The 12,065-nt window shown below is 40.9% G+C and carries 9 protein-coding genes; 4 read left to right on the forward strand and 5 right to left on the reverse strand.

Features of this window, described 5'->3' with window-relative positions; translation table 11 throughout:
* Nucleotides 1–24: 24 nt before the first annotated feature.
* Together ribF and murJ are read right to left on the reverse strand one after the other, a co-directional pair.
* A complete protein-coding gene (gene ribF, locus IEY03_RS10165; protein ID WP_188841262.1) occupies nt 25–960 on the reverse strand; it encodes a bifunctional riboflavin kinase/FAD synthetase in 936 nt (311 codons plus the stop codon).
* A gap of 110 nt (nt 961–1,070) precedes the next feature.
* Nucleotides 1,071–2,639: a murein biosynthesis integral membrane protein MurJ gene (murJ, locus tag IEY03_RS10170; protein ID WP_188841263.1), complete on the reverse strand. Its 1,569-nt coding sequence runs from the start codon at nt 2,637–2,639 to the stop codon at nt 1,071–1,073.
* A gap of 259 nt (nt 2,640–2,898) precedes the next feature.
* On the opposite strand from murJ, the gene rpsT reads away from it, so the two are divergent.
* Nucleotides 2,899–3,165, forward strand: a complete 267-nt coding sequence (gene rpsT / locus IEY03_RS10175; protein ID WP_188841264.1) for a 30S ribosomal protein S20 — start codon at nt 2,899–2,901, stop codon at nt 3,163–3,165.
* A gap of 152 nt (nt 3,166–3,317) precedes the next feature.
* Here the strand turns inward: rpsT and IEY03_RS10180 are convergent, their stop codons facing one another.
* Nucleotides 3,318–3,614: an ArsR/SmtB family transcription factor gene (locus tag IEY03_RS10180; RefSeq protein ID WP_188841265.1), complete on the reverse strand. Its 297-nt coding sequence runs from the start codon at nt 3,612–3,614 to the stop codon at nt 3,318–3,320.
* 134 nt (nt 3,615–3,748) lie between these two features.
* Here IEY03_RS10180 and IEY03_RS10185 point away from each other — a divergent pair, with 134 nt between their 5' ends.
* Complete coding sequence (locus IEY03_RS10185) at nt 3,749–5,185, forward strand: M20/M25/M40 family metallo-hydrolase (protein WP_188841266.1); 1,437 nt, start codon at nt 3,749–3,751, stop codon at nt 5,183–5,185.
* 63 nt (nt 5,186–5,248) lie between these two features.
* Here the strand turns inward: IEY03_RS10185 and yaaA are convergent, their stop codons facing one another.
* Nucleotides 5,249–6,025, reverse strand: a complete 777-nt coding sequence (gene yaaA / locus IEY03_RS10190) for a peroxide stress protein YaaA (RefSeq protein WP_188841267.1) — start codon at nt 6,023–6,025, stop codon at nt 5,249–5,251.
* A gap of 127 nt (nt 6,026–6,152) precedes the next feature.
* Entirely contained in the window at nt 6,153–7,586 is a 1,434-nt protein-coding gene (locus IEY03_RS10195; protein WP_188841579.1) for an alanine/glycine:cation symporter family protein, read from the reverse strand.
* 491 nt (nt 7,587–8,077) lie between these two features.
* Between IEY03_RS10195 and IEY03_RS10200 the strand changes: the two genes are divergently transcribed.
* Together IEY03_RS10200 and IEY03_RS10205 are read left to right on the forward strand one after the other, a co-directional pair.
* On the forward strand, nt 8,078–10,444 hold the full coding sequence (locus IEY03_RS10200; RefSeq protein WP_188841268.1) for a phosphoketolase family protein: 2,367 nt from the start codon (nt 8,078–8,080) through the stop codon (nt 10,442–10,444).
* 388 nt (nt 10,445–10,832) lie between these two features.
* Nucleotides 10,833–11,948: an OmpA family protein gene (locus tag IEY03_RS10205; RefSeq protein ID WP_188841269.1), complete on the forward strand. Its 1,116-nt coding sequence runs from the start codon at nt 10,833–10,835 to the stop codon at nt 11,946–11,948.
* Nucleotides 11,949–12,065: the final 117 nt, after the last annotated feature.

Below are 12,065 nucleotides of genomic sequence, written 5' to 3' on the forward strand. Positions count from 1 at the left end.
ATACCGTTGTTTAAGCTGAATACATCAGCTTGCATCAAAGCTGAACAAAGCCTTGGCTTCATTCGCATCATTCAAAATTTGTTTTTTTAGTGCATCCAGTGATTCAAAAGGTTGTTCATCACGAATTTTTGCCACTAATTCTACTTCTACTCGCTTACCATACAGATCACCATCAAAATCAAATAGGTGAACTTCTAACTGGCAAACTTGGCCTTGCACCGTTGGTCTAAAACCAATATTGGCAACGCCTTCATATATATCACTGTCATCCCAAAATAAGCGCACAGCAAACACGCCACGCACAGGGACAACTTTTCTTTTTAAAGCAATATTCGCCGTTGGAAAACCTATGGTTCTTCCAATTTTTTGTCCGTGGGCCACTTTACCACTTAGGATAAAAGGATGTCCCAGCAATCGCCTTGCTTGCTCTAGGTTGCCCAACTGTAATTGCTCACGAACTAAAGTGGAACTTACGCGTTGCGAACCAAGAATAAAGCTTTGCGTGCTCACAACAGTAAAACCAAATTCTTTTCCTGCAGCGACCAACATCTCAAAGGTGCCTTCACGGCCTTTACCAAAGCAAAAATCATCACCAACAACGAGGTATTTCACTCCAAGCTTATTAACAAGTAAATCTTCAATAAAAGCTTGAGCTGGTTGACTGGCAAAAGCAGGCGTAAAGTTGACACACAATAAACGGTCTACTTCTAGCTCATCAAGTAACCGAACTTTATCACGCAGTAAGCTTAATCTTGCAGGTGCTTTATCGCCACGAAAAAGTTCTTGCGGCTGAGGCTCAAAGGTCATTATCGTTGCTGGCAATTGAAAATGATGCGCTTTATCAACTAAGCGTCGGATCACTTCAGCATGGCCACGATGCACACCATCAAAGTTACCAATGGAGAGCACGCACCCATGATGCGAAGGTAATATATTGTGTATACCGCGGATTAATTCCATTACGCCAATGCTTGCCCAAGTATTTTGATGATAGTAAATCGGCAGATTATATACCCAAAGCCCTATTCACTTAAACCCACTAACTCTATTAAGCCTGTTTAATTGTGTCTTTATAGCGAAACTGGCGCTTTTTTTATTTTCCATGGCCTCACGCCAAGTAATAGCAAGGTCATTAAATAGCTCAATGCACCAGCTGAAATCAGCGCAATTAGCATCAGCATTCGATGGCCAATATTCCAACTGAGCCATTGAGATTGTGCTGGTGAAAAATAAATAAGCAAACCTGACATCACTGCTGTAGCAACAAAAACTTTAAAGGTAAAAATCAATGTAGAACGGCTAACTTGATAAACCCCAGCTTTATGCAAACCTCGATATAGTAATCCCGCATTAAGCAGTGCTGACATTGATGTCGCTATCGCCAAGCCAACATAACCGAATGGAATAGCAAAAATAAGGTTGAAAAACATATTGGTCACCATAGCAATGATGCCAAATTTAACCGGTGTTTTAGTATCTTGCCTTGAGTAATAGCCTGGGGCTAATACCTTAATCATCATGAAACTCAACAGTCCTGCACCATAAGCCACTAAACTATATGAAGCCATTTCAACATCTGTAATGCTAAACGCCCCACGCATAAATAGCACCATTAGCATAGGTTGCGCGAGTAGGATTAAACCGAACATTGCCGGCATTCCCAACAGTAAAATGGCTTTAACGCCCCAATCCATTGTTTGGCGAAACCCTTCTCCTTCAGCATTGATATGCTTTCTCGAAAGGGCGGGCAAAATTACCGTCGCAATAGCGATACCAAATAACCCGAGTGGAAACTCAAGTAATCTATCCGCGTAATATAACCAGCTTATCGATCCAGTCATTAAAAAACTGGCAATAAAAGTATCAAACAATAAATTAATTTGCGAAACAGAAACGCCAAAAAGCGCCGGGATCATTAGGGTGCGAATTTTAACGACACCAGGATGATGCCATCCCCATGAAGGTTTAACCAAAGCACGCTCTTGAATTAAAAACGGGATTTGAAATACAAATTGCACTAGACCACCGACAAAAACCCCCCATGCTAATCCAATTTCAGGGCTTTCCATGGTAGGCGAAACATATAAAGCAAACCCTATGATTGCGATGTTGAGAAAAACAGGCGTAAATGCAGAAACGGCAAACCGGCCTCGGGTATTTAATATAGACCCAGCTAAAGCGGTAAAAGTAATAAACCACAGATAGGGAAAAGTAATTTTCAGCATCAATGATGCAAGCTCAAACTTTTCAGCATTGGGGCCATCATTTAACCAATCTAAAAACCAACCACCACCAAACAAAGCGGCCAATATAGGTGAGCCAATTACGCCAAAGAGAGTGACCAATGTCACCAACACACCTAAAGTACCAGCAACTTTACTAATTAATTCTCTGGTTTCTTCTGGAGTATGTTTTTCTTGATATTCTGTTAAAACAGGCACAAACGCTTGTGCAAAAGCGCCCTCTGCAAAAAGTCGACGTAAAAAGTTAGGTATTTTATTGGCAAAGAAAAACACATCGGCGCTACTTCCCGCCCCCATTAAGTTTGCAATAACGACATCCCGCACTAACCCCAACACACGTGAAATCAATGTCATAGCACTGACAACGACACCCGATTTTATTAACTTTTTACTCAATTGGCCCCCTGAGGCGCATCCTGCCCACAAAATTTAATCGGAATTTGTCACAAATATTGTAACCAAGCCCTGTCACATAGCCGAAAGAGCTGTTAGAATTGCCGCCACATATTACACGAGTGGGTTGAAGATAAGCAGGCTCGATTGAAATTTTTATCTTTATGATGGTATTTCAATCATTGTCGTTGACAAAGCGACAAAAAGCAGGCATATTCCTCGGCCTTTAAAAGTATCAAATCCAGTTTTTAGGAGTTGCACCTTGGCTAATAGCAAGTCTGCAAAGAAGCGCGCGCTTCAGTCTGAAAAGCGTCGTCAGCATAATGCAAGCCGTCGCTCAATGTTACGTACATACGTTAAAAAAGTTATCGCTGCTATCAAGAGCGGTGACCACAAAGCGGCTACAGAAGCGTTCGCAGTTGCACAACCAATCGTTGACCGTATGGCAACTAAAGGCCTTATTCACAAGAATAAAGCTGGTCGTCAAAAGGCACGTTTGAATGCTAGAATCAAAGCACTAGTTGCTTAATTTTTAGTAATCAATTTAAAAAACCGGCTTAGGCCGGTTTTTTTATACCTAAAATTTAGCTTGAGATTATTACTATTTAATAGCAATAAAAAAGCCTTAACCAGGTTACTGATTAAGGCTCAACAAATTTAAGGCTGAACAAAAAAATTGAATTAGTGACAATACATATTATTTAGCACTTGAATTAACGCCTTAACCTCATCACTTTTTAACGAGTAATAAACGGTTTGCGCTTCTTTACGTGTGCACACTAAGTCATCCTTTCTTAACCATGCAAGGTGCTGTGATAACGCAGACTGACTCAAACCTAGCTTTTTATTCATATCGCCAACGCACATCTCACCATCATTCAAAAGGTGGCATAAAATAAACAATCTACGTTCGTTTGCTAGTGCCTTCAGCAACACAACAGCATGATCGGCTTGTTGTTGCATTTTTTCTATATTCATCACCCGAAATACTCTCCTCATCTAACCTTAGCCTAATATAGCGTCACCTTAAAAATAGAGTCGGGACATGAAGCACACTTTTTGGTAGATTGTTTAAAAAAGTGAGACATAGTTAGAATATTTGAAGGAAACTCATGAACAACTATACAAAAGTCAGCTTAACCGCCTTATTTGTAATGGCATTATTAGGCTGTCAACCGACGCCCTTTTCGGTTCAAACAAAACCTGAGTTGGTTATAAATAATTCACAAGACGCAATCATTAGTCAGCAACTTGCCCAAAAAGCCCTAAATTCCAATGCTGCTTATGACATTGTTGAATCACTCACGGTAGAGGTTGGACCGAGGTTAGCCGGAACAGACAAAGATATCATGGCAGTTGATTGGGCCATGGAAAAATTATGGTTAATGGGATTTGATAAGGTTTATAAAGAATCAGTACAAGTACCAGCTTGGTCTCGTGGCCATGCGAGTGCCAGCATCATTGCGCCGTATGAGCAACCTTTAGTGATTTCTGCACTTGGTGGAAGTGTCGCAACGCCGATGAAAGGCATTCAAGCACCAATTGTAAGATTTGAAACATTAGAAGAACTCACATTAGCTTCCCCAGGTCGTGTAGAGGGAAAAATCGTATTCATTGACCATAAAACCGAACGCCATAAAGATGGTAATGGTTATGGTGCCACTGTGGGAGGACGTTCAAGAGGTGCTGTTGAAGCCGCTAAAAAAGGTGCTGTTGCTATCGTTATTCGATCAATTGGTACGGATCACGACCGTATGGCGCACACTGGCATGATGCGATATGAAGAAGATGTACCGAAAATTCCTGCTGCAGCCATGTCTATTCCTGATGCTGAATTAATAAATGGCATGCTTAAGCGCGATCCAAACATTGTGATGTCATTAAACATGACCTCAGAAAATCTTGGCATCGCCACATCATATAACGTCATCGCTGAAGTTACCGGCAGCAGTAAGCCTGACGAAATAGTGTTAATAGGTGCACATCTAGACTCTTGGGATGAAGGCACTGGTGCAATTGATGATGGCGCCGGAGTTGCAATTGTGACGGCTGCAGCAAAATTGATTCAAGATCTCCCGCAAAAACCAGCCCGAACGGTAAGAGTTGTTTTATACGCAGCAGAAGAAGTGGGTTTGGTCGGCGGGAAAGCATATGCCGTCCAGCATGCTGATGAACTGGAAAAACACTATATTGCCGCAGAGTCTGATTTTGGCGCAGGACCGATTTACCAAATTGATTTTAACGTTGCTCCAAACAGCTTTACTCAAGCTCAACATCAAGTGTCTGCAATGACGCGATTCGGTGTTGCATTAGGTACTAACGACGCATCCGGTGGCCCTGATGTGTCTATGATGCCGGGCTTAGGCGTCCCAGTAGCTTCGTTAAAACAGGATGGTACCGATTATTTTGATTACCACCACACACCAAATGACACCTTAGATAAAATTGATCCTAAAGCATTAGCCCAAAATGTGGCGGCTTATGTGCAATTTGCTTATATGATGGCACAATCTGAAATTGATTTAAGACCGTTAGCTTCATCAAAATAATTCCAATTTTCATGTAGATAAAAAAGCCCTTATTATTAAGGGCTTTTTATTACAATCGTAAAATTAGACTTGTTCTTCCCGAAGAAACACCGGGCTATCAATGCTTGATTGTTCTGGGCTATAAAAATAGCCTTCAAGATCAAACTCAAGTAATGCAGCTAACGTTTTAGGCTGCTTATCAATCAAATACCTTGCCATCAAACCACGGGCTTTTTTGGCATAGAAACTGATGACTTTGTACTGTCCATTCTTACAATCTTTAAACACTGGTGTGATTAACTGGCCAGTGAGCTGTTTGACTTTTACCGACTTAAAATACTCGTTTGAAGCTAAATTTATAATAATGTCATCACCTTGTTCTAGTAATGCATGATTAATCTCTTTGGTAATGATATCGCCCCAAAAAGCATATAAGTTACTCCCTTGAGGATTAGCAAGTTTTGTTCCCATTTCAAGGCGATATGGCTGCATTAAATCTAACGGTTTAAGTAATCCATACAGCCCCGATAATATCCGTAAATGTTTCTGCGCGGACTGAATTTGTGATGCAGATAAACTGTCAGCATCAAACCCAGTATAAACATCTCCCCTGAAAGCAAAAATCGCTTGTTTGGCGTTTTCGGGAGTAAAGTTAGGCTGCCACTGTGTAAATCTAGCTGCATTTAAACCTGCAATTTTATCACTGACCTTCATTAAACTGGCAATATCCACAGGTGAAAGCTCACGACAAACCTTAATAAGTGATTCACTGTAGGATAATAATGTCGGCTGAGTAAATGTTTTCGTCGCTGGGGGATTTTCAAAATCTAATGTTTTGGCGGGTGAGACTAAAACCAGCATAGTTAACTCCTCTTTCTTAATTGAGATAATCATACGTGACTAATATAAAAAAACCATGCTAAATCAGCATGGTTTTTTCGATTACGTTAACGCATACTCTCAATGCATTATCATAAGCTACGATTTATCACTTTTGTTTTGCCGAACCGTCAGGCCAAATTTTTTCTTCTAATTGGTCTGCTAATTCAGGAAACTTACTGGTATCAAATACTGGATCTTTGCCCGCGTTAACTTGCTCGCGATAATCATTAATGACTCGAATAGCCAAACCAGACAACAATGAAATTGCGACAATATTCACCAAGGCCATTAAGCCCATTGAAACATCTGCTAAGTCCCACACTAAGCCAATTTTAGCCATGGCACCAAACATCACCATGCCTAAAACAATCAATCTAAAAATCGGCAACGCCTTTTTACTATTACCGGATAAAAACATCACATTAGTTTCTGCGTATGAGTAGTTTGCAATAATCGAGGTAAAGCAAAATAGCAAAATAGCAGCCGCAATAAATCCACCGCCCCAGCTGCCAACATGCGAAGATAATGCATTAATTGTCATGCCAATACCTTCACCACTGCCTGCTGCGTCACCTGATAGTAGAATAATTGCCGCTGTAGCGGTACAAATCACGATGGTATCGAAAAATACCCCCATCATTTGTATGTAACCCTGTGATGCTGGATGGTTTGGATTAGGTGATGCACTTGCCGCAATATTTGCCGCGCTCCCCATACCCGCTTCATTAGAGAACAAACCACGCGCAATACCTGCTTGCATTGCTTGCGAGACGCTATAAGCAATAGCGCCCCCAGCAGCTTCTTGCCAACCAAACGCACTATTGATAACCAGCATGAATACTCTTGGCAGCTCGGTAACATTCATCATTACAACCACAAATGCCATCAAAATATAAGCCAGAGCCATAACAGGGACGATAAATTCAGAAACCTTAGCAACTTTCTTTAAGCCGCCCATGATAACTACGCCACTGAAAATGGTAATCCCTATGCCAACATAAAGTGGATTAAAATCAAATACCGTTGTCATTGCGCCAGCAATGGTATTCGCTTGGACGGCATTAAATACTAGGCCAAAACAGATAATCAGTAGAATAGAGAATAAAATCCCCATCCAACGTTGCCCTAACCCTTTCTCCATATAGTAGGAAGGACCACCACGATATTGCCCATCAACATCTTTAACTTTATATACTTGGGCAAGTGTCGACTCGATCATTGCTGTGGCCATCCCTAAAACAGCAATAGCCCACATCCAAAAAACAGCTCCAGGACCTGCTACACCTATCGCAAATGCTACGCCCGCCATATTACCCGCACCGACACGTGCTGCCATACTGGTGCAAAAAACTTGAAAAGATGACAAGCCATTTTTGCCAGGCTGACGACTAATAGAAAGTAACTTAAGACCGTGGCCAAACTGACTAAACTGAATGAAGCCTAGTGAAATAGTAAAATATAACCCTGCTCCAACCAGCCCGTAGACTAATAATTTGCCCCATAAAAGGTCATTTAAAAAATTAACGATTGTCTCTAACATTGCCATAATGCTTGTCTATTCCTTTGGGATAGCTTTGTTTTGTGTAACCTAAGACCCGCTACAACAAAATAAAAATATCTTAGTTATTTGATTATTATGTATTTAATGTAATAACTGATTCATAACCCGTTATTTAACTTGCTTCATTATACCCATTCAACCAACTAACTCTAATTTAGTTTGCTCAGCAGAACGGATATTAAAATGTTGATTGCATTTTTGTAGCCCAAGCAAAATAACACGAGCAGTCAAACTGATCTTGATAAGCCGCTCGCAAAAACACATTTACTTCCCGCTACATTAACAAATTACCAACCATACTTACTGTTCAAAATTAAACCTGTTAACGCCACATAAACAACATTGCTGCTTTTATATTCAGGTAAGTTAGCAAAAGTTTGAACCATCACACATTATTAACTTCAAAATAAGAATACAGTGTTCTTAAATTAAGATTAAGTATTTTATATTTCACGATGTATGAGGCCACTATGACAACTGCTAATGAAATTATTGCTCTGAAAAAGTATGTTAGAGCTACCAACTTTCTTGCAACTTCACAAATTTATCTTAAGCAAAACGTACTGTACAAACGTAAGCTTGAACATACAGATATTAAACCAAGACTACTGGGCCACTGGGGGACTTGTCCTGGTATCAACTTTGTTTATGCCAACGTAAACCGTCTTATCGTTAAGCATAATCGTGAATTCATCTACCTTGTAGGTCCAGGTCATGGCTTCCCTGCAGTGCAAGCTAACCTTTTCATGGAAGGTTCTTTAAGCCATTACTATCCAGATACGATCCCATTTACTGAAACTGGTATCGAAGATATTTGTAAAAAATTCTCAGCAGCTTATGGTTACCCATCACACGCTAATCCAGAAGCACCGGGGCAAATTTTAGAAGGTGGCGAACTGGGTTATTCACTTTCTGTAGCCTGGGGTTCAGTTTTAGATAACCCAAATTTGATTGCAGCCTGCTTAATCGGAGACGGCGAAGCGGAAACGGGCCCACTCGCAGCATCTTGGTACGCTAACCGTTTGGTGTCTCCAGCTAATAACGGTGCGGTATTACCTATCGTACACATTAATGGTTATAAAATTTCAGGCCCAACCCGCATGGGCCGCATGAGTCATGAAGAGCTTGATTTAGAATTCCGTGGACTGGGTTACCATCCAATCATAGTTGATGATGAACTTGAAACTGACATCTATGAACAGATGACAGCAGCAATGGATTTATCATATGAGATGATCACAGATATCCAACGCCGTGCTCGCTCTGGTGAAGATGTGGTTAAACCACGCTGGCCTGTCATTTTAATGAGAACAGCCAAAGGCTGGACTGGCACATCTGAATACGCAGGCAAAAAACTTGAGGGCAACTGTGAATCTCATCAGGTTATTGTCAACAACTGTGCTACCGATAAAGGCCATTTAGAGGCTCTTGATCAATGGCTAGCAAGCTATAATTTTGATGAATTAGTGCAAACAACGGGATCTGGTGAACTGGTATTTGATAAAGACATTTTATCACTCGTACCACCAAAAGATTTATGCTGTGGCCGTCAACGTTTAAGCTACGGCGGAGAAGTAGTACGCGCATTAGCGAATCCTGACCTGGCTAAACTGGGTTATGGTCCTGAAACGCCTCGCGGTCAACGTGGTTACTCTATGTTGAAAATGGGTCAATGGATGCGTGATGCATTCAAACTGAACCGTGATCAACGTAATCTGCGTATTTTTAGCCCAGATGAAACCTACTCAAACCAATTACAAGCTGTGTTTGAAGAAACTGATCGCGCCTGGCAGTGGCCTATCGAAAGCTGGGATGAGGATATGTCTCGTGATGGACGAGTGATCGAATTGTTATCTGAAAACTTGCTTTTCGGTATGCTACACGGTTACACAGTAACAGGTCGTCACGGGATGTTCCCAACTTATGAGGCTTTCTCTCAAGTTGTATCATCAATGGCTGACCAATATTGTAAGTATGTTCATGCTAGCCAAGACATACATTTCCGTAAGCCAATTCCTGCGTGTAACGTAGTATTGTCTTCGCTACTAGAGCGTCAAGATCACAACGGTTACTCTCACCAGAATCCGTCATTCTTGGGCGCAATGTTAGAGAAACATCCAAACATTATTTCTGCTTATTTACCTGCAGATGCCAACAGCACTCTGGTTTATACAGAACGCGCCTATAGCGATCGTGATAAATTAAACATTATCGTCGCTGGCAAAAAATCACTGCCACAATGGTTATCGTTAGAAGAAGCTCGTCAGCAGGCTAAAGATGGCATCATGGTGTGGGATTTCGCATCAGACGAAAATCCAGATGTGGTACTGGCTGGTTGTGGTGATTACGCCACGCAAGAATGTATGGCTTCATTAGTGCTAATTCGTGAAATTTTACCAAGGGTGCGTATCCGTTTCGTCAGTGTGTCAGAACTCCACAGTAGCGGCTTAGGTAGCCTTAAGTTCCAAAGCAAGCCTTGGATGATGGATGAAGTCTTCACTGAAGATAAAGGCGTAGTATTCAATTACCATGGTTATCCAAACACTATCAAAAAACTGGTGTTTGATTATAAAGGTAATCGCCGTTTCCGTATAAAAGGCTATGAAGAGGAAGGTTCAACGACAACACCATTCGATATGGGTGTTCGCAACGGGACTTCTCGTTATCACTTAGTAATAGATATGGCCTATAAGTTATTCCAGCAAGGTGTGATCGATGAAACACAACATGTTCGCATCACTACCGATATGCTACAACGTTTGGTTGACCATAAAAACTACATCAAGGCAAATGGTGTAGACCCAGAAGAAATCGAAAACTGGGTATGGACTCGATAAACGTTTGGTTCGATGCTTATAAAGCACCAAATCACTAGTGCTTAATGAAATAAATGCGCCTATGGGCGCATTTATTCTTTAAGATAGTTTTATCAAAAAGTAATAACTCACACTCGCCACCCGCAAGCCTGCAACAACTTAATAACAATCAATTCTTCAAAATATCAAATGGAAAACAACTTAAAAATGTCAATCCTCTGACAGTGCTTTTATTTTGACATTAAATATAAATTAATCCTTTTACCTATAGCAAATCATTCAATTAGCACCGATAATTACGCCGCTGGCTAAAACATAATGGATTCACCTCTCAAGTGTCAGCTTCCCATGTTTACAACAAACTAAAAACATGGGTGTTGGTGAAGTAAAAATAACAATGGACTTATAAATGATGAAGAACACATTAAAAGTAGTATTACTCACCTCTATGTTACCTTTTGCTGCATCGGCTGCAGAAGAAATGACACCTTGGTATGTTGGTGGCGGTTTAGGCGTAAATAACTACGAGCCAAACTGTGACCAAAAAACCATGAAAGTGTGTGGCGAAGATGATCCGTATGCATGGGATGTTTTCGGCGGATACCTATTCAATGATTATTTCGGTGTGGAATTAGGTTACCGTGACCTAGGCCGTGCTGAATGGACTGACTACAGCAACAAGTTAAATGATGTTGGTGCTCGTGGCATGTCTTTAGGTTTAGTTGCATTTTACCCATTTGCTGACAAATGGTCTTTATCAGCAGAAGCTGGTGCAATGAACTACCTAATCTCTAACAAAAAACAGTGGAACACTGAATACTACAGCGACAGTGGTATTGCACCATTTGTTGGCGCTGGTATTGGTTATAACTTCACTGACAACCTAAAGTTAGCAGCTAAGTACCGTCGTTATGAAAACTTAGACGAAGAAAAGTGGAACACGCTTTCTATGGAAAGCAACTACTGGGGTCTTGAATTAAGCTACCGCTTTGGTTCAGCAAAAGCAGCACCTGTTGCCGCTGTTGTTGCACCTGTAGTTGTTGCAGCAGATGCAGATTCTGATAATGATGGCGTTGTTGACCGTTTAGACAAATGTCCTAACACGCCAAGCAACCACAAAGTAGATGCTAATGGTTGTACCGTTTATGAATTAGCAACTACTAAGCATGACTTAGGTGGCATTTTATTCGCTAATGACTCTGCAGTAATTAACCAAGCTTCATTCGCTGATTTAGAAAAATTAGCTAACTACATGAAGAAAAACCCAGAGCACACAGTAATCATTGAAGGTCATGCTTCAAATGTTGGTAAAGCTTCATACAATATGAGTCTTTCTGAGCGTCGTGCAAACTCTGTAGCACAAGCATTAGAAAACAAATACGGTATCAGCAGCAACCGCATCAAATCTGTAGGTTATGGTATCACTAAGCCTATCGCTCAAGGCAACACTGCTGAAGCGCACAAGCAAAACCGTCGTATCGAAGCTATCGTTACCGGTACTGAAAAGCGTGCTGTACTAAAATAATTTAGTTAATATCGCTAAAATGACAAAGCCGCTGATATCAGCGGCTTTTTTATTTGATGAACAATCAAAATCACCATAAACACTTGCTTTTTGCTTAGTTTGCTCACAAGTTAATTA

Source organism: Shewanella aestuarii (assembly GCF_014647215.1).
Taxonomy (GTDB): domain Bacteria; phylum Pseudomonadota; class Gammaproteobacteria; order Enterobacterales; family Shewanellaceae; genus Shewanella; species Shewanella aestuarii.

Coding starts and splice junctions, on each gene's coding strand:
- ribF (WP_188841262.1), bottom strand. CDS start 960: ATGGAATTAATCCGCGGTATACACAATATATTACCTTCGCATCATGGG.
- IEY03_RS10195 (WP_188841579.1), bottom strand. CDS start 7,586: ATGTTAGAGACAATCGTTAATTTTTTAAATGACCTTTTATGGGGCAAA.
- IEY03_RS10185 (WP_188841266.1), top strand. CDS start 3,749: ATGAACAACTATACAAAAGTCAGCTTAACCGCCTTATTTGTAATGGCA.
- IEY03_RS10200 (WP_188841268.1), top strand. CDS start 8,078: ATGACAACTGCTAATGAAATTATTGCTCTGAAAAAGTATGTTAGAGCT.
- IEY03_RS10180 (WP_188841265.1), bottom strand. CDS start 3,614: ATGAATATAGAAAAAATGCAACAACAAGCCGATCATGCTGTTGTGTTG.
- yaaA (WP_188841267.1), bottom strand. CDS start 6,025: ATGCTGGTTTTAGTCTCACCCGCCAAAACATTAGATTTTGAAAATCCC.
- IEY03_RS10205 (WP_188841269.1), top strand. CDS start 10,833: ATGATGAAGAACACATTAAAAGTAGTATTACTCACCTCTATGTTACCT.